The 17761-nt window shown below is 63.8% G+C and carries 15 protein-coding genes; 2 read left to right on the top strand and 13 right to left on the bottom strand.

The features are described from left to right. Window positions 1–56 precede the first annotated feature (56 nt). From ACIU1A_RS19505 to ACIU1A_RS19455, 11 genes are all read right to left on the bottom strand, one after another. Entirely contained in the window at window positions 57–1382 is a 1326-nt protein-coding gene (locus ACIU1A_RS19505; RefSeq protein ID WP_140560382.1) for an ABC transporter substrate-binding protein, read from the bottom strand. Window positions 1383–1420: 38 nt separating this feature from the next. After that, on the bottom strand, window positions 1421–2503 hold the full coding sequence (locus ACIU1A_RS19500; RefSeq protein ID WP_404925041.1) for an ABC transporter ATP-binding protein: 1083 nt from the start codon (window positions 2501–2503) through the stop codon (window positions 1421–1423). 230 nt (window positions 2504–2733) lie between these two features. Further along, window positions 2734–3711 carry a branched-chain amino acid ABC transporter permease gene (locus ACIU1A_RS19495; protein ID WP_404925040.1) on the bottom strand — a complete coding sequence of 326 codons (978 nt, stop codon included), beginning with the start codon at window positions 3709–3711 and terminating at the stop codon, window positions 2734–2736. Between the two features lies 1 nt (window position 3712). Further along, on the bottom strand, window positions 3713–4600 hold the full coding sequence (locus ACIU1A_RS19490) for a branched-chain amino acid ABC transporter permease (RefSeq protein WP_140514993.1): 888 nt from the start codon (window positions 4598–4600) through the stop codon (window positions 3713–3715). A 7-nt stretch (window positions 4601–4607) separates the two neighbouring features. Next, window positions 4608–5312: an ABC transporter ATP-binding protein gene (locus ACIU1A_RS19485; RefSeq protein WP_404925039.1), complete on the bottom strand. Its 705-nt coding sequence runs from the start codon at window positions 5310–5312 to the stop codon at window positions 4608–4610. Beyond that, complete coding sequence (locus ACIU1A_RS19480; protein WP_404925038.1) at window positions 5305–6105, bottom strand: ABC transporter ATP-binding protein; 801 nt, start codon at window positions 6103–6105, stop codon at window positions 5305–5307. Before ACIU1A_RS19480 ends, ACIU1A_RS19485 begins: the two co-directional genes overlap by 8 nt. After that, window positions 6102–7310: an ABC transporter substrate-binding protein gene (locus ACIU1A_RS19475; RefSeq protein WP_404925037.1), complete on the bottom strand. Its 1209-nt coding sequence runs from the start codon at window positions 7308–7310 to the stop codon at window positions 6102–6104. The genes ACIU1A_RS19480 and ACIU1A_RS19475 overlap by 4 nt, the downstream gene beginning before the upstream one ends. A gap of 238 nt (window positions 7311–7548) precedes the next feature. Next, window positions 7549–8658, bottom strand: a complete 1110-nt coding sequence (locus ACIU1A_RS19470) for an ABC transporter ATP-binding protein (protein WP_140498401.1) — start codon at window positions 8656–8658, stop codon at window positions 7549–7551. A gap of 13 nt (window positions 8659–8671) precedes the next feature. Beyond that, on the bottom strand, window positions 8672–10882 hold the full coding sequence (locus ACIU1A_RS19465; RefSeq protein ID WP_404925036.1) for an ABC transporter permease: 2211 nt from the start codon (window positions 10880–10882) through the stop codon (window positions 8672–8674). 78 nt (window positions 10883–10960) lie between these two features. Continuing rightward, complete coding sequence (locus ACIU1A_RS19460) at window positions 10961–12007, bottom strand: ABC transporter substrate-binding protein (RefSeq protein ID WP_404925035.1); 1047 nt, start codon at window positions 12005–12007, stop codon at window positions 10961–10963. A gap of 34 nt (window positions 12008–12041) precedes the next feature. After that, complete coding sequence (locus tag ACIU1A_RS19455) at window positions 12042–12842, bottom strand: inositol monophosphatase family protein (RefSeq protein WP_404927970.1); 801 nt, start codon at window positions 12840–12842, stop codon at window positions 12042–12044. A 236-nt stretch (window positions 12843–13078) separates the two neighbouring features. Here ACIU1A_RS19455 and ACIU1A_RS19450 point away from each other — a divergent pair, with 236 nt between their 5' ends. Continuing rightward, complete coding sequence (locus tag ACIU1A_RS19450; protein ID WP_140498399.1) at window positions 13079–14104, top strand: substrate-binding domain-containing protein; 1026 nt, start codon at window positions 13079–13081, stop codon at window positions 14102–14104. Window positions 14105–14145: 41 nt separating this feature from the next. On the opposite strand, the gene ACIU1A_RS19445 is transcribed toward ACIU1A_RS19450, so the two are convergent. Beyond that, the gene (locus tag ACIU1A_RS19445) at window positions 14146–15477 is read right to left on the bottom strand and encodes an aspartate aminotransferase family protein (RefSeq protein ID WP_404925034.1); all 1332 of its coding nucleotides are present in this window, start codon (window positions 15475–15477) and stop codon (window positions 14146–14148) included. Then, window positions 15474–16358 carry a MurR/RpiR family transcriptional regulator gene (locus tag ACIU1A_RS19440; RefSeq protein ID WP_404925033.1) on the bottom strand — a complete coding sequence of 295 codons (885 nt, stop codon included), beginning with the start codon at window positions 16356–16358 and terminating at the stop codon, window positions 15474–15476. The genes ACIU1A_RS19445 and ACIU1A_RS19440 overlap by 4 nt, the downstream gene beginning before the upstream one ends. 107 nt (window positions 16359–16465) lie before the next feature. Between ACIU1A_RS19440 and ACIU1A_RS19435 the strand changes: the two genes are divergently transcribed. Further along, a complete protein-coding gene (locus ACIU1A_RS19435; protein WP_140642466.1) occupies window positions 16466–17695 on the top strand; it encodes an ABC transporter substrate-binding protein in 1230 nt (409 codons plus the stop codon). Window positions 17696–17761 lie beyond the last annotated feature (66 nt).

Below are 17761 nucleotides of genomic sequence, written 5' to 3'. Positions count from 1 at the left end.
CGCTTCCGGAGGGTCCGATAGCGTGGGGCACAGCCGCCAGGCTCAGCTGGCGTCGATCAAACGCGATAATACCGGTTTGCGCGCTTCTCCGCCTCTTCCATTGCCTCCTGGGGCGTGGCCTGCCCCGTGACGGCCTTGGCGAACATGTCGACCAGGACATAGTCGGCCATGGTCGCCGCCGAGGCATAGCCGAGCGGCCCGGCATAGCCGTTGGGCCGCAGCGTCGCCGACGCCTTGGCATAAGCGGCATTGTTCGGATCGGCTGTCCACACCGGATTGTTGTCGAACGCCTTGAGCGTCTGGCAGCAGTAGCCCGCCGAGGAGGTGATCCAGTCCGGCATTTGCGGGTCCTCGAACATGAATTGCAGATAGGCTTTGGCCGCGTTGGGGTAGGGCGTGTAGTCGAAGATGACGGCCGTGGTCACCTGGAACAGTTCGACGGATTTGCCGACAGGACCGATCGGCAGGTTGGTGGTGCGTATGTCCTTGGCCATTTCCGCCAGCTTCGGATCATTGTCCTTGTTGATCTTGGCCGTGTTGTAGGCGGAAATGCCATTGGCGATCACACTGAGTTCGCCGGCCAGGAAGGCGCGATTGTTGTTGACGTCGAGCCAGCTTTCGGTGCCTGGAATAAAAGTCTTGTAGAGTTCCTGCGCGTATTCGATCGCCTTGAGGGTCTCGGGGCTGTTGATCGTCACCTTGCCGCCCTCGTCGACCATCTGGCCGCCATGGCTCCACAGCAGCCAGTGCGCGTAGTTGTTGCCGTCGCCGACACCATGGCCGTGCGTAAAGCCGGCCGGATGCCCCTTCGCCTGCAGGGCCTTGCAAAGTTCGAGGAAGCCTTTCGTGTCCTTGGGGAACTCCGAAAAGCCGGCCTCTTTTACCCAGCTTTCCCGATAGACGATGGCATTTCCGATGGTGGCGAGCGGCAGGCCGATGAATTTGCCTTCTCGGGTCGCATATTGCTTTGGTCCGTCGTGCCAGCCGCCATATTTCGAGCCCAGATACTCGCCCAGTTCCGTCACGTCGTGCAGCTTGTCGGGATATTGATGCGGGTCGTCGAACCAGACGAACATCAGATCCGGACCTGAACCGACATTGGCGGCGACCGCTGCCTTGGGGCGAATGTCTTCCCAGCTTTCCTTGTCGACACGTACCTCCACGCCCGTCGCTTCGGTGAACCGCTTGGTGTTTTTCAGCCACTGGTCCTCGTCACCCTGCACGAAAGGCGACCAGCGCAGCAGCCTGAGCTTCGCACCGTCCTCCGGCTTGTACTTCAGGCCTTCCTGGGCGAAGGCCGGAGAGCCGGCGAAGCGGCTTCCCAAAACGCCAGCAGCAGCGCCGGCCGTCGTGCGGATCACGTCACGTCTGGTGAATTTCATGCTCGTTCCTCCTGTTTGTTTCTCTTACCGTTTGGTCTTTACAGCTTGCCGCGCGTTTGAAGCCGCTGCCCGGTTTCGCCGTGGAAGAGATGAATGAGCCCGGGTTCGGCGGTGAGCCGGATGGTTTCGCCCGGCGTGAAGGAATGACGTTCCCGAAAGTTGGCCACGATCTCTTCACCGCCGGCTGTCCGGCCGATGAGCTGTACCTCCGACCCGGTCGGCTCGATCACCGCGATGGTGACCGCAATGCCCTGGTCGGACAGCCGCAAATGCTCGGGCCGTATGCCCAGCACCACCGGCTCGCCGCCTTTGACGGACGATGCTGCGCCCAACGGCACGGAAATTCCGCCCGCGCCCCGAAAGGACGGCGACCCGTTGGTCGCGATTTCGCCCCGCAGCAAATTCATGGCGGGCGAGCCGATGAAACTGGCGACGAAGAGATTGTCCGGCCTGTCGTAGAGTTCCAGCGGCGGCCCGATCTGCTCGACGATGCCGTCATGCATGACCACGATCTTGTCCGCCATGGTCATGGCTTCGATCTGGTCGTGGGTAACATAGACCGTCGTGGTTTTCAGGCGCTGGTGCAGTTCCTTGATCTCGGCGCGCATCTGCACCCTGAGCTTGGCGTCAAGATTGGACAGCGGCTCGTCGAACAGGAAAACCGCCGGATCGCGCACGATCGCCCGCCCCATGGCAACCCGCTGGCGCTGTCCGCCGGAAAGCTGGCGGGGATAGCGCGCCAACAGCGGCACGAGCCCCAGAATCTCCGCAGCGCGCTGGACGCCGGCGCCGCTCTCAGCCTTCGAAACGCCCTTCAGCATGAGCGAAAACGCCATGTTCTCGGCGACGGTCATATGCGGGTACAGCGCATAGTTCTGGAAGACCATGGCGACGTCGCGTTCCTTCGGCGCAACGTTGTTGACGACACGCTCGCCAATCGCGATCTGGCCTCGCGAAATCTTTTCCAGGCCCGCGATCATCCTGAGCAGGGTTGATTTTCCGCAACCCGACGGCCCGACCAGCGTGACGAATTCGCCATCGTCGATGTTCACGCTGACGCCGTGCAGAACCTCGACGGTCCCGAATGATTTGTAAACCTCGCTAATCGCGACAGACGCCATCGATCCTCCTCCCGAACGATTCCCGCGACGTCTCTTCGAAGGAACCGCTGACCTCTCCCGGCGACGGCCCTCCAACCTTCATGTGGTCACGCGATACAGAGACGGTAGCGCTACCAAACCTGCCTGTAAAGCAGGCGCTTCGATAAACATCCAGGCTGCATTCCCGGTTGCTCACTGGACTGCCCACCACATGGCTGGAGACAGCAGGGAGATCGGCCACGGGATGAATATCAACCACTTGCACCGTCCGCCGGCCTGGGCAGCCGCGCATGGAATTCGCCGACGATGCCGCGCCGGAAGACGAGCACGCAGACCATGAATATCAGGCCGGTGGCGATGGTCACCGGAAAGCCTGAGGTGGCGAGTGTGTTTTCAAGGCCGACGACGAAGCCGGCGCCGACGACCGGCCCGACCATGGTACCGATGCCGCCAAGCAGCGACATCAGGATCACCTCGCCCGACATCTGCCATGTCACGTCGGTGAGCGTCGCGAACTGGAACACGATTGCCTTGACCGCGCCGGCAAGCCCCGCAAGTGCGGCCGACATGACGAAAGCGGCGAGCTTATACCTGGCGACGGAATAGCCGAGCGAGATGGCGCGGTTCTCGTTCTCGCGGATCGAGCGCAGGATCATGCCGAAGGGCGAGTTGACGATCCGCCAAATGGCGAAGACGCCGATCAGGAAGATGGCCAATACGACATAGTACATGTTGACCGTAGCGCTCAAATCGATGATGCCGAAGAGGTTGCCGCGCGGAACGCCCTGGATGCCATCCTCGCCTTGCGTGAACGGTGCCTGCACGCAGAAGAAGAAGAACATCTGCGCCAGCGCCAGCGTGATCATGGCGAAATAGATGCCTTGCCGGCGGATGGCGAAGAAGCCCATGACCAGCCCGAGCAGGGCCGCGCCGGCGGTACCCAGCAGAATGCCTGCCTCTGGCGGCCAGCCCCATACCTTGACGGCATGCGCGCAGAAATAGGCGGCGCCACCGAAGAAGGTCGCGTGGCCGAAGGACAACAGGCCGGTGTAGCCGAGCAACAGGTTGAAGGCGCAGGCAAACAGCGCAAAGCACAGCATCTTCATAAGGAAGAACGGGTAGACGAAGAACGGCGCGGCGATGAGCGCCAATACCGCCAGCGCCACCAGCGCGCGTTCCAGCCGCACGGAGGCCGCGGCGCGCTTTTCGTGAAGCGTCAGCTCGCTCATCTCAGGCGTCCCTTCCGAACAGGCCGGCCGGCCGCAGTAGAAGCACGATCGCCATGATGACGAAGACGACAAGGTTCGACGCCTCGGGATAGAACACCTTGGTTAGGCCCTCGGCGAGGCCGAGCATGTAGCCGGTGACGATGGCGCCCAGGATCGAGCCCATGCCGCCGACCACGACGACGGCGAAGACGACGATGATCAGATCCGACCCCATCAGCGGACTGACCTGGTAGACGGGAGCCGCCAGGATCCCGGCAAGACCGGCAAGTGCCGCACCCAGTCCATAGGTGAGTGTCAAAAGCAGTGGCACGTTGACGCCGAAAGCCTGGACCAGTTCTGGATTTTCGGTCGCGGCGCGCAGATAAGAGCCAAGCCTGGTCTTCTCGATCAAAAGCCATGTGCCCAGGCAGACGAGAAGCGATGCCAGCACCACCCAGCCGCGATAGTTGGGCAGGAACATGAAGCCGAGATTGGTGCCGCCCGCAAGTAGCGCCGGCACCGCATAGGGATTTCCCGAGACGCCGTAATAATAACGGAAGACGCCCTCGATGACCAAGGCCAGGCCGAAAGTGAAGAGCAGGCCGTAGAGAGGGTCGAGCTGGTAGAGCCGCGAGAGCGCTGCACGCTCGACCGCAATGCCGAACAGCCCGACGGCGAGCGGCACCAGGATCAGCGCCGGCCAATAGCCGATGCCGAGATGGACAAGCAGCAGATAACCGATGAAGGCGCCCAGCATGTAGAGCGCGCCGTGGGCGAAATTGATGATGCGCAGCAGGCCGAAGATGACGGCGAGGCCAAGGCTCAGCATCGCATAGAAGGAACCGTTGATCAGCCCGACCAGCAACTGCCCGAGAAAGGCCTGGATGGGGATGCCGAAGATCATCGTCATGGCGCCATCATACTCCGAGCACCTCGTGCAGTTGAGCGTCGTGGGCGGCCAGTTCGCCGACCGGAAACCCGCTCAGCACCTTGCCGTGCTCCATCAGGTAGAAGCGGTCGGCAATGCGGGCGGCGAAACGGAAATTCTGCTCCACGAGCAGGATCGTCATGCCGCGCTTCTTCAACGTCGCAAGCAATTCGCCGATGCGCTGCACGATGACCGGCGCCAGGCCTTCGGTCGGCTCGTCGAGGAGCAGCATCCGGACGCCCGTCCTCAGGATGCGGGCGATCGCCAGCATCTGCTGCTCGCCGCCGGACAGCCTGGTGCCCGGGCTGTTGCGGCGCTCCTTCAGGTTAGGGAAGAGGTCGAAGATCTCCTCGACGCTCATGCCGCCCCTGGCCACCACCGGCGGCAGGATCAGGTTCTCATCGACTGTCAGCGTGGCAAAGATGCCACGCTCCTCGGGAACGAAACCGATGCCTTGGTGGGCGACACGGTGCAAGGGCAGGCCGATCAAGTCGTTGCCGTTGAAGACGACACTGCCGGTGCGCTTCCGGATCAGCCCCATGATGGCGCGCAGCGTCGTGGTCTTGCCGACGCCGTTGCGGCCAAGAAGCGTCACGGTTTCGCCGGGGAACACATCGAGGTCGACGCCGTGCAGCGCGTGGCCCTCGCCGTACCAGGCATGGAGATCGCGCACGGCAAGCAGCGGCTCACTCATGCTCGGTTCCCATATAGGCTATCCGGACGCGTTCATCCTGGCTGACCGTCGGATAGTCGCCGGCGGCGAGCACCCTGCCGCGCTGCATCACGGTGATCCAGTCGCAAAGATCGGCAACGACGGTCAGATTGTGCTCGACCATGAGCACGGCCCGATCGCGGGCCAAGGCGCGGATGATCCCGGAGATCATGCTGACATCCTCGTGCCCCATGCCGGCCATCGGCTCGTCGAGCAGCAGCACCTTTGGATCGAGCGCCAGCGTGGTGGCGATCTCGAGCACGCGCTTGCGGCCATAGGAGAGATCGCCGGCGAGCCGGTGCGCCGCGTCGTCGAGGCCGACCGTGCCGAGAAGCTCGCGCGCCCGCGGCGTCAGTTGGTCGAGCGCCGAAAGCGGGCGCCAGAACTGGAAGCCCAGCCCCCCTGGCCGCTGCAGCGCAACGCGCACATTGTCGAGCACGCTCAGATGCGGAAAGATCGCCGATATCTGGAACGAGCGCACGAGGCCCATCCGCGCCACCCTGGCCGGCGGTGTCCGGGTAATGTCGGTGCCGAGCAGTTCAATCGTGCCGCTGGTCGGCTGGAGGAACTTGGTCAAAAGGTTGAAAATCGTGGTCTTGCCGGCGCCGTTCGGCCCGATCAAGGCGTGAATCCTGCCGTGATGAACGTCGAGATCGACATCCTTCACCGCGACGAACCCGGCGAAATCGCGCCTGAGGCCGCGGGCGGAAAGCACCACCCGCGGCACGGTTCCATCGCCGTCAGGCCTGACGGCCGCGGCGGTTGCCGTCGTCACTTGCTGACGAGCGGGCAGCCGCTATCCGTGGCCTTCATGAAGGCCTGGTCGCCCGGAATGGTCGCAAGATAGGTGTAGTAGTCCCACTCCTTCTTGCTCTCCTCGGGCTTCTTGACCTGATAGAGGTACATGTCGTGTACCATGGAGCCGTCGGCCTGCACCTTGCCGTTGGCGGTAAAGACATCATTGACCGGCATCGAATGCAATTCCTTGGCCACCGCTTCGGTTCCGTCGGTGCCGGCCTTGTCGATGGCCTTGAGATACTGCGACACCGCCGAATAGGTCCCGGCCTGGATCATGTTCGGCATCCTGCCGGTGCGTTTGAAAAAGCGGTTGGCGAACTCGCGGCTCTTGTCGTCGCGATCCCAGTAATAGCCTTCGGTCAGCACGACGCCCTGCGCCGCCTGCAGGCCGAGGCCATGCACTTCGGCCAGCGTGAACAGAAGCGCCGCGAGCCGCTGGCCGCCGGCGACGATGCCGAATTCGGCGGCCTGCTTGATCGAATTGGAAGTGTCGAGACCGGCATTGGCAAGGCCGACGATCTTGGCGCCGGAGGATTGCGCCTGCAGCAGGAAGGATGAGTAGTCGGTCGAGCCGAGCGGATAGCGCACTTCACCAAGCACCTTGCCGCCGCGATCCTTGACGAGCCTGGCGGTCTGCTCCTCGAGCGAATAGCCAAAGGCGTAGTCGACGGTGATGAAATACCAGCTGTCACCGCCTTGCTGCACCAGGGCACCGCCTGTGCCGACGGCCTGGGAATGGGTGTCGTAGGCCCAATGGAAACCATAGGGCGAGCACTGCTTGCCGGTCAGGTCGGTCGCAGCAGCGCCGGTGACGATGTCGATCTTCTTCTTTTCCTTGGAAAGCCCCTGCACGGCGAGCGCCACCGAGGAGGTGGTCAGTTCCATTATGGCATCGACCTGCTCGGTGTCGTACCACTGGCGCGCGATGTTGGAGGCGATGTCCGGTTTGTTCTGGTGGTCGGCGCTGATGATCTCGATAGGCGCATTCTGGACCTTGCCGCCGAAATCCTCGACAGCCATCTTGGCCGCCTCGACGGACCATTTGCCGCCGAAATCGGCATAGACACCCGACTGGTCGTTGAGGATGCCGATCTTGACCTTGCCGTCGGAAATTTCGGCTGCCGCCGCTGGCATCGCGGTCCCCACAAGCAGCGCGGCTGAGATGAGATAGGATGCTTTCACTGGTATTTCCTCCCTTGTGGCCACTGTCGAAAACGCCCATTGCGGCCCTGCGACGGCTTCGAGTGCACCGTCTGGTCCCGCGTGAAGAATACGTCCTGTGCTCGCCACAGTTCCAAAGTGCCCGGACACATGGTCACAAGCGCACATTCGGAATGCACAGAGATTCGTAACATCGACATGGAACGTCGAGAACCACTATTTTCGTATCAGGCGCACCGGTAGCGGTGTGCGCTGCTGGCTAGGACTTGTCGCGCGCTATCAGCACGATCTTTGCCGGATCGAAATCGACCGCGACGACGCTACCTTCCGGCAGGGCGGGTGTGACGACCGGCGACGTCGCAAACAGCTCGACCGCCGGATCGTTTATCGCGACGCGGTATTCCATGTGGTCGCCGAGATAAGAACTCTTGACCACGCGCCCTCTCATCCCGCCGGCTGCCGGCTGGCCGGCGACGAGGCGCACGGCATTCGGCCGGACGGCCAGCACCGCCGGCCCCGCCGCGATGCCGCGATGCCGCATGTCGAGCCGCAGCGGCCCGACCTTTACCTCGGCATTCGTCCCATTGCTGGCGAGAACCTCGACATCGAGCAGGTTGGCGTCGCCCATGAAATCGGCGATGAAAGAGTTCCTGGGTTCGTTGTAGAGGTCGCGCGGGGTTCCGTCCTGGGCGACGCGGGCAGCGTTCATGACGATGATGCGATCGGACACGGCCAGCGCCTCCTCCTGGTCATGCGTCACATAGACCACGGTCAGCGCGAGGTCCTGCTGAAGACCGCGGATCTCATCGCGCACGCGCCGGCGCAGCTTGGCATCGAGATTGGACAGCGGCTCGTCGAACAAAAGCACCTTCGGCTCCAGCACGATGGCGCGCGCCACGGCCACGCGCTGCTGCTGGCCGCCCGAAAGTTCGCTCGGCTGGCGCTTCTCGTAGCCGGACAGGCCGACCTGTGCCAGCTTCTCGGCGGCGCGCCCTGCGGCCTCAACCTTGCCGAGCCCCGTCGCCCGCAGGCCGTAGCCGACATTTTCCATGACGTTCATGTGCGGGAACAGCGCATAGGACTGGAAGACCATGCTGACGTCGCGCTCTGCGGCTGACAGCAAGGTGACGTCCTTGCCGTCGATTACGATGCGCCCGTGGCTTGCGTGCTCAAGCCCGGCAATCAGCCTGAGCGTCGTCGTCTTGCCGCAGCCGGAGGGTCCCAGCAGCGTCACCAGGCTGGCCGGTGCGATGTCGAAGCTGACATTGTCGACGGCAGTGACGGCGCCGTATTTCTTGGTGACGCCCTCGAAACGCACTGCCGGTCTGTCCACCACGCCGGGGGCAGCGTTCTTCGCCGTTTGATCCATACGCTTCTCCCGATCAGATTGGTGCCACGACGGCTTGCGCCTCGGCCCGGCGCCGGCCAAGCCGGCGTTCCCCGACCAGCAGCTGGATGCCGATCAGAATGATCATCATGACGACGATAAGCACCGCCGAATAGACGATGGCGATGCCGTATTCGCCGACATCGGCTCGCCCGACAATATAGACGGTGGCGAGATTGAAGCGGCCGGTCGCCAGGAAGATGACGGCGCTGACGGCGGTCACCGCACGCACGAAACTGTAGATCATCGCGGTCACGATCGCCGGCTTCAGGATCGGCAGGATCACCCGCCGCAAGGTGGCGAAGGAACGCGCGCCCAGTGTCAGCGATGCCTCGTCCAGGCTCTTGTCTATCTGCCCCAGATTGGCGAGGCCGGCGCGGATCGCCACCGGCATGTTGCGGAAGATGAACGAGATGACGATGATCAGTCCGGTGCCGGTCAGTTGCACCGGCGGCACGTTGAAGGCGAGGATATAGCTGACGCCGACGACGGTGCCGGGAATGGCAAAGCTCATCATGGCGAGGAATTCGAACATCGTGCGCCCGGCGAAATGCTGCCGGTCGAGCAGATAGGCGGTCAGGATGCCGAGCGCGGCGGTGAACGGCATTGCCACCAGCGCAAGGCCGATGGTCATCAGCAGCGACGGCCAGGCCGACCCGCTCAGGAACCAGCCATTGACGCCTTTCTCGACGGAGAAAGCGGTGAGGAAATATTCGAGAGTCGGCGTGTTGTCGCGGCCGATCGATTGCACGAAGCCGCCGCCCAGGATGATGCCATAGACCACGATGGTCAGAAGCAGCCAGGGAATGACGGCGGCGTAGCAGCCGATGCGCAAGCCCTTGGGCAGCGTGGCCGGCACACCGCCATCGCCCTTGCCGGCGACGGTGACGTAGCTGCGGCTGCCGATCCAGCGGCGCTGGATGACGAAAGCGGCGAGCGTGAATCCCAGAAGCACGATCGCCAGCACCGCCGCACGGCCTTGATCATGCGCAGCGCCCACCACCGCAAAGAAGATGTCCGTCGACAGCACGTTAAAGTTGCCGCCCAGCACCAGCGGGTTGGCAAAGTCGGCCATGCTCTCGATGAACGAGATCAGGAAGGCGCTGGCCAGCCCCGGGCGGATCAACGGCCAGGTGATTGTGCTGAAAGTGCGCCAACGGCTGGCGCGCAAGGTCTGCGAGGCCTCCTCCATGCTCGGGCTGACGCCCTGCAGCACGCCGGCCAGGACCAGGAAGGCGATCGGCGTGAAAGCCAGCACTTGCGCGATGGTGATGCCGGCCATGCCGTAGATCCAGCGGCTGCGCGGAATACCGAGATGTTCTGACAAAAGATTGGTGACGATGCCGGCCCGGCCGAACAACAGGATCAGCGCCAGGCCGATGACGAAAGGCGGCGTGATGATCGGCAGGATGGAGAGGCCGCGCAGCAGCCATTTGGCAGGCAGCCTGGTGCGCAACGCAATCAGCGCCAGCGCCAGGCCTAGCGCCGTGCAGAAGAATCCCACCATCACCGCGATCGCCACCGTATTCCACGCCACCCCGCAGGAACCGTCGCCGTAGAGGCAGCGCAGGCTCCAGATGTTGGCACTGAACAGCTTTTCGGCAAACAGAGCCGGCACGACATTGCCGTCATTGTCCTCGATGGCGGAAGCGAGGATCGACAACAGCGGATAAGCCACGAACAGGATCAGCGAAGCGATCACGATCAGCAGCGAGCCGACGACAAAACGGTCGCCCTTGCACCAGCCACGCGCGGCCAGCGCCTCGGCGATGAACATCAGCATCGCCACCGCGTACAGCACGGCACCCCAGCCGAGACCCGGCTGCACCGGCCCCGGCGTACTGGCGAGATGCCCGAGCCAGGCAAATCCCCAACCCGAATGGATGATGGAAAAACCCTCGATCGCCAGCCAGGCGAGACCGGCAGCGCCCGCCGTCGCCAGGCCGGGGAGGTTCCGGCGCGCGACGAGCCAGCTTGCCAGGAGAAGTGGCAGGATCAAGGGAAGCAGCCAGAGCCGACCGTTCAGCGACAGCAGGATGGCTGGTGCCGCCTCTGCCGGACGCGCCAGCCAGTCAAAGGAAAGCAAGCCGCCTTCGACTTGGTACCATGGCAGCACAATGAAGCTCGCCCATGCCAGCGCCAGCCATCCGGCGGCACTGCGCCCCGGGAGGTCATTGGCCATGGGATAGGGCGAAGCCCGTGCCATTCGACATCTTCCTTTGGTATGGTCGGGGTTGCGCCGGCTGCCCCGCAGGCAGCCGGCGGATCGGCCGTACGGACCAGATCAGCCGCCGTTGCGGACCTCATCGGTGAATTTCTTCAACAGCCGCTTGCGCTCCGCTGACGATCCATATTTGGCGAAGTCATAGTCGATCAGCTTGATCTTGCTGAGGTCCGGCGCCTCGGGCGGCACCGGGGTGCCGGTGTTCGACGGGATCTGGTAGCTGCCGTTTGGAGCCGCAAGTTTCTGCGCGTCTGGCGTCAGCGCCCAGTCGTAGAATTTCCGCGCCTCGTCGATATGCTTGGCCCCGGCAACAATGCTCATCGACCCGATCTCGAAGCCGGTGCCTTCACAGGGCGAGACCACCTTGACGGCCGGATTCTGCTTGGCGGCGTTGATGACGTCGTGCTGGAAGGAAATGCCGACCAGCGTCTCGCCTTTGCCCACGGCGAGCGCAGGTGCGGCGCCCGCCTTGGTGTATTCGGCGATGTTCTTGTTGAGCTGCTTGAGATAGTCGAAAGCCTTGTCCTCGCCCATCAGCTGCACGATTGTCGCCAGCATCGTCCAGGCAGTACCCGAGGAATTGGGGTCGGCCATCTCGATCTCGCCCTGGAAATCGGGCTTGACCAGATCCGCCCAGCAGGCCGGCGCCGTCAGGCCGCGCTGTTTCAGGTCTTCCTCGTTGTAGCCGTAGCCAAGCGCGCCGAGATAGATGCCGACGGTGCGGTTCTTGGCGCGTTCAGCCTGCCTCAAAGCCCAGTCGCGCAGGTTCGTCAGCTGCGGCGACTTGTATTCCTGGGTGAGACCTTCTTCCGCCGCCTGAAGATGCGGGTCACCGGTGCCGCCCCACCAGATATCGGCTTGCGGATTGTCCTTCTCGGCCCGCAGGCGCGCATAGATCTCGCCGGCGCTCATGCGGGTCATGTCGACGCTGACGCCGGTTTCCTTCTGGTAGGTCGTGGCCATGGCCCGGCACCAGGCTTCGTCGACGCCGCAATACATCACGAGGTTGCGATCCGCCGCATGGGCGCCGCCGGCCAGACCGAAAATGGCCAGCACCGCAAGGCCAAGCCACGTCCTGCCTTGTCTGCGATCAAATGGACCTTTCATCGATATTCCTCCCTTTCATGCTCTCTGGAATTGGTTATTCGTCGTCGAGCGGCACTCCGATCACCTGGGACAATCTCGCCGCCACACCCGGCGCCGCAGCAAGCACCGGATTGCCCTTCGCCATGCCGTCGCCGTCGAGAAAGCGGTTGACGCGCCCGCCGGCTTCCTCGACCAGCAGCAATCCGGCCAGGCAGTCCCATGCATTGATATGAAGCTCGGCATAGGCATCCGAGCGGCCGTCGGCCACATAGGCAAGGCCCAGCGCCCCCGAACCGGAGCGGCGCACATTGGCGCCCAGCGACCAGACCAGGGCCACCTTGTCCAGATAGTCGCGGTTGGGAATCCGCGGCGACCAGCCGAACTCCACGGAGGCGCGGTCGAAGGCCTGGGTGCGCGAAACACGGATCGCCGCGCCGTTGCGCGTCGCACCGTGCCCGCGGCGGGCAAAATAGACCTCCCCGATCGCCGGATTGGCGATCCCGCCGATCTCGCTGCGGCCGTTCTGAACGAAGGCGATCGAAACGCAGAAATGCGGAATGCCGCGCATGAAATTCGCCGTACCGTCGATCGGGTCGACGACCCACATGCGATCAGAGCCGCCGCTGCCGCCGGTTTCCTCGCCCAAAAACCCGTCCTCGGGAAAGGCCGCGGCCAACGTCGTGCGGATGTGATGCTCGACCTTGCCGTCGGTCTCGGTCAGGAAATCCTGCGGCCCCTTCATCTCCACAGGCTGCGCTGCGTCGATTTGGCTGTAGCCCTGCATCGCCATGTTTCCCGACGACAAGAGCAGTTGCCGGCAAACATCGGCGCGCCTGTCGAGTTCGGCTTCGGACATCCGGCTCGGTTTCGGCCGCACCGCCATGCTGTTCACGCTGTCCGTCCAGGCAATGGCAGCTCCGATGCGGTCTGCGAAGAAATGGGCAAGGTAGCCTCCGGCGCCGGCTTCATGCACGGCTGTGCAAAGCTGTTTCATTTACGCATGTGTGTCAAGGCCGGCGGTGACACCTGTGACTGGCTTGCGCTATGCTGCACGTGCGTGCAACGAATCGGCGAACGCCAGTGGGAGTGTGCATGACGACGCCAAGAGGCCGTATTGGCTTTTCCAGTGCCCAGCAGGTCGCGGAGCTTGCCGGCGTTTCGCGCTCGGCCGTGTCGCGCACCTTTACGCCCGGCGCCAGCGTTTCGGAAGAAACCCGGGAGCGGGTGCTGCTGGCGGCCGAGCAGCTCGGCTATCACGTCAACCATCTGGCGCGCGGCCTGATGCGGGCATCGACGGGCATCGTCTGCCTTGTCGTCGCCGATGGCGACACGCCCTATCAGGCTCGTATCCTGCGGGCGCTGACACAGCATTTGAGGGATGCCGGCAAAGTGGCCATGGTATTCAACACGTCGGGCCCCAGCCACCATGTCGACCAGGCGCTGCGCAACACGCTGAACTACCGTGCCGATGCGACGATCGTGCTGTCCGGCACGCCGCCGCAGGAGCTGATCCGAACCTGCCTCGAGAACGGGCAGCGCCTGATCCTGATCAATCGCGACGACCGGTTCGACGGACCGCATAACATCGGCGTGGACAACGCCGCCGCCGCCGAGGCGGCACTTCACGCCTTTCTTCGTGCCGGTTGCACCAGGCCTGCCCTGGTGACGTCGGCAGCCGGCACGCCCAGTCTGGTGGCGCGCGAGACGGCCTTTCTTGCCGCAGCGCGCAAGGAAGGACTGGAGGTGATCCAGTGGCGCGAGGGCCGCACGGGTTATGCGACCGGGGCAGAAGGCGCAAGGCGCCTGCTTTCGGGCCGGCAGCGACCGGATGCGGCATTCTGCGTGACCGACCTGATCGCCTGCGGTTTTCTGGACGCGGCGCGCCACGAGTTCGGCGTCGACGTCCCGCGCGATCTCTGCGTCGCCGGCTTCGACGACATCGAGCAGGCTGACTGGGCTTCCTACCGGCTGACGACCTTTGCGCCGCCGATTGAGGAGATCGCCACGCACGCCGTGCGACTGGCCGCCGGTTCGCGCGAGGAAGCAGGCGCCGGCAGTCGCCTGACCTGCCACGCGCCGATGGTCTGGCGCGGCACTGTGAGGCCAGGTCGGGGCTGATGCCGATTGGACCAGAGTCCGGTCGGTGAGCGTCTCATGCGCTAGATCGCAATGCTGCCGATCGCGGCATCGACGGCGTCGCCCAAACGGTCGACGATGATGTCGACCGTGCCGTCGTCGACGATGAATGGCGGTGCAAGCAGGACGTGATCGCCAGTCCGCCCATCGACGGTGCCGCCCATCGGATAAACCATCAACCCCCGTTGCATCGCTTCAGATTTTATCCGGGCATGGACCTTCAGGCGTGGATCGAACGGGGCCTTGGCCGAGCGATCCGCGACGAGCTCGATGCCCTGGAAAAGGCCGCGCCCGCGAATGTCCCCGACATGGTGATGGTTGCCGAAGCGCTCACGCAGCCGCCGTTCGAGCGTGGTGCCTCGCGCCGCGACATTGGCAAGCAGACCATCACGCTCGATAACCCGCTGGACGGCGAGGCCGGCCCCACAGGCGAGCGGATGGCCGATATAGGTGTGACCGTGCTGGAAGTCGCTGCCTTGCGAAAAGGCATCGAATATCCGCTCGGACGCCAGCACCGCGCCGAGCGGGGCGTAGCCGCCGCCGAGTCCTTTGGCGACCACCATGATGTCGGGAGCGACGCCCTCCTGCTCGCAGGCATGCAGTGTTCCGGTGCGACCCATGCCGCACATGACTTCGTCGAGGATGAGCAGCACGCCGTGGCGATCGCAAATCTCGCGGATGCGCCTGAAATAACCGGGTGCGGGTGGCACGGCGCCGAGAGTCGCTCCAACCACGGTCTCTGCGACAAAAGCAATGACCGTTTCCGGCCCGAGTTCCTGCAGCTTCGTTTCAAGCGCATCGGCGGCCCGCAGGCCGTAGGCCTCGCTGCCTTCATCCGGCCGCTGATGCCGATAGGCATAGCATGGTTCGATATGATGGTTTTCGATCAGCATGGGCTCGAACGGCGCCTTGCGCCAGGCGTTGCCTCCCACCGAAAGCGCGCCCAGCGTATTGCCGTGATAGCTCTGCTGACGGGCCACGAAGCGGCGGCGCTGCGGCTCGCCGCGCTCGACGAAATATTGCCGCGCCATCTTCAGGGCGGTCTCGATGCCTTCCGATCCGCCGGAGACGAAATAGACGTGATGAAGATCGCCCGGCGCGTGAGCGGCAAGTTCGTCCGCCAGTTCCTCCGCCGGCCGGGTGGTGAAGAAACTGCTATGGGCGTAGGCGAGCCGGTCGAGTTCGGCATGCATCGCGGCAAGAACGGCCGGATGCTGATGGCCAAGGCATGAGACGGCCGCGCCGCCGGAGGCGTCGATATAGCGGCGCCCCTCGCTGTCGATGACGGTGACGCCATCGCCGCCGACGGCGACGGGATAATCGTGGTGGATCTGGCGATGGAGAATGTGCGTCATGACCGCTGCCTGGTTTCGTAGATATGCGTGGAAAGGGTGTCGAACTGACGTTCGACGTCGCGCATGGCGGCCAGCGCGCGATCGCCGGCGGCGGCCGCCAGGATCGCGGCCAGCGTTTCGGCGATGGCAAAGGCCGGTGCCATGGTGTGGAAAAAGGACGGGCTCTCGGTCGGCACGATGATGACGGCGCCTGCCCGGTTGACGAGCGGCGAGACGACGCTGTCGGTAATCGCCACGATTTCGAGCCCACGGCTGCGTGCATAGTCAACGAGTTCGACGGCCGCGCGCGTATAGGGCTTTACGCTGATCGCCAGAAGGACGTCGCCCGCTCCCGCTTCCCACAAAGGATCAGGTCCGGTTCCGCCGACCCCGTCAAGCAGACGCACCGCGCCGCCGGCGAGACCATAGATGTAGGCGAAATGGCAAGCGACGGGGTAGCTCGACCGATAGCCCAGCGCATAGATGCGCTTGGCGCCTGCCAGCACCGAGGCCGCCCGGGTCACCGTCTCCAGCGTCGCCGCATCGCAAAGCTTCGCCATATGGCGCTCGAGCGTTTCGGCCAGCTCGAAGGCCAGCGCGCCGTCTCCTCCGCGCTTGCGCCGCGCCATCAATGCTTCGGCCTTGCCCAAAAACTCCTTCTCGCCGCGGCGAAGTTGCTCGGCGTAGAGGTCGCGCAGGCTATCGTAGCCGTCGAAGCCCATGCGCTGGGCAAGCCGCGTCATCGATGCCGGGGTCACCCCGGCGCGCTGCGCCTGGACGCGCATCGACAGGAGGGCAACGTCACGCGGATTGTCGAGCACCCATTGCGCCGCCGCGCGAAGCTGGCGCGGCATCGTCTCGAAACTCTCGAGCAGGCGCGAGCGGAAGGCGGGTTCCAACATGGGGCGAATTTACGCCGGCCGTTGACGGGCTGCAATGAATATTTCAATCTGCCAAAAATGAGCGTAGTGTTTCATTCAAGCAGAAAACAAGAACAGGGGAAATTCGCATGAAACAGACCATATCCAGTCATTTGGGAGCGCTGGCGGCACTCGCGCTGGCTTCCTTGCCGTTCGCAGCCGCACCGGCTCTGGCCGAGGATCCAATCGCGCTAGGCTGGGTGGGGCCGCTGTCGCCGCCCGGCAACTATTCCGGCGGCCAGGAGATGCAATGGGCGGTGCAGCTCGGCGTTGACGAGGTCAACAAGGCCGGCGGCGTTCTCGGCCGTCAGCTGAAGGTGAGCTACGAGGACACCAAAGGGCAGCCGGCCGACGGCAGCGCGGCGGCGGTTCGGCTCATCACCAAGGACAACGTCGCCGCGATCTTCGGCGAATTCCATTCCTCGGTCGCTCTCGCCGAAATCGAGGAGGCGCACAAATACGGCGTCGCCTGGGTCGGCACCGACGTATGGGCGGATGCCATCACGGCCAAGCAGTATCCGGAAGTCTATCGTCTCGCTCCGGCCAACTCGCTCGTTTACGTCAAGGCAGCCGACTGGACGGTCGAGCAAGGTTTCAAGAACATCGCCATTATCGCCGAAAACACGGATTTCGGCCAGGGCGGGGCCAAGGTCATCGCCGATGAGCTGAAGGCCAAGAACGTCCCCTATACGCTGGCAACGATCGACCTCAACCAGCAGGATTTCACGCCCGCGCTGCTGCGCCTGATGAACCAGAGCCCGAGGCCTGACGCGATCCAGATGGTGATCGCCGGACAGGCACAGTATCAGCTCGTCAAGCAGGCCTGCCAGCTCGGCCTCGCACCAACTGCCGACACGGCCCTCATCGGCTCCTCGGGTCTGCTGCAAAAGGAAGTGTGGGAAGTCGACGGCGAATGCGCCAACAATCTTCTCATCGTCAATGTCGCGCAGCCCAAGTCGCAATGGAACGACAAGGCCAAGGCATTCGTGAAGGCCTTCACCGAACGCTACAACAGGGCGCCGACCGGCGTGGCCATGGAGGCCTATGACACGTTCGGTGTCGTCGTCGAAGCGATCAAGAAGGCAGGCTCGGCCGACCGCGCGGCGATCGTGAAGGCACTGGAAGAGATCAAATATGAAGGGGTGAATGCCACCTACACCTTCCCGACCACCAAATCTCCCGACTGGGCTTTCCATCAGTTCGTCGACGTGCCGTTCACGATCATCCAATACACGGCCGTGAACCAGGCGCCGGAGGATGCTGCGATCGTCTATCCGAAGAAGTGGGCCACCACCGACAAGGTCATGCCCGGCAAATGAACGGCACGCCGGCGGCTCCATGGCCGCCGGCGGCCGCTTCACTGGACAGGCGGCCGACAACGAGGT

It is taken from the genome of Mesorhizobium maamorense, assembly GCF_044998965.1.
Classification (GTDB): domain Bacteria; phylum Pseudomonadota; class Alphaproteobacteria; order Rhizobiales; family Rhizobiaceae; genus Mesorhizobium.
The sequence above is the reverse complement of the archived record's forward strand: the minus strand, read 5'-3'. Positions and strand labels throughout refer to the sequence as shown.

Excerpts from the sequence above, each read along its gene's own strand:
- ACIU1A_RS19445 (WP_404925034.1), bottom strand. The coding sequence starts at position 15,477 with ATGACGCACATTCTCCATCGCCAGATCCACCACGATTATCCCGTCGCC.
- ACIU1A_RS19470 (WP_140498401.1), bottom strand. The coding sequence starts at position 8,658 with ATGGATCAAACGGCGAAGAACGCTGCCCCCGGCGTGGTGGACAGACCG.
- ACIU1A_RS19490 (WP_140514993.1), bottom strand. The coding sequence starts at position 4,600 with ATGACGATGATCTTCGGCATCCCCATCCAGGCCTTTCTCGGGCAGTTG.
- ACIU1A_RS19450 (WP_140498399.1), top strand. The coding sequence starts at position 13,079 with ATGACGACGCCAAGAGGCCGTATTGGCTTTTCCAGTGCCCAGCAGGTC.
- ACIU1A_RS19505 (WP_140560382.1), bottom strand. The coding sequence starts at position 1,382 with ATGAAATTCACCAGACGTGACGTGATCCGCACGACGGCCGGCGCTGCT.
- ACIU1A_RS19465 (WP_404925036.1), bottom strand. The coding sequence starts at position 10,882 with ATGGCACGGGCTTCGCCCTATCCCATGGCCAATGACCTCCCGGGGCGC.
- ACIU1A_RS19460 (WP_404925035.1), bottom strand. The coding sequence starts at position 12,007 with ATGAAAGGTCCATTTGATCGCAGACAAGGCAGGACGTGGCTTGGCCTT.
- ACIU1A_RS19495 (WP_404925040.1), bottom strand. The coding sequence starts at position 3,711 with ATGAGCGAGCTGACGCTTCACGAAAAGCGCGCCGCGGCCTCCGTGCGG.
- ACIU1A_RS19455 (WP_404927970.1), bottom strand. The coding sequence starts at position 12,842 with ATGTCCGAAGCCGAACTCGACAGGCGCGCCGATGTTTGCCGGCAACTG.
- ACIU1A_RS19435 (WP_140642466.1), top strand. The coding sequence starts at position 16,466 with ATGAAACAGACCATATCCAGTCATTTGGGAGCGCTGGCGGCACTCGCG.
- ACIU1A_RS19440 (WP_404925033.1), bottom strand. The coding sequence starts at position 16,358 with ATGTTGGAACCCGCCTTCCGCTCGCGCCTGCTCGAGAGTTTCGAGACG.
- ACIU1A_RS19500 (WP_404925041.1), bottom strand. The coding sequence starts at position 2,503 with ATGGCGTCTGTCGCGATTAGCGAGGTTTACAAATCATTCGGGACCGTC.
- ACIU1A_RS19485 (WP_404925039.1), bottom strand. The coding sequence starts at position 5,312 with ATGAGTGAGCCGCTGCTTGCCGTGCGCGATCTCCATGCCTGGTACGGC.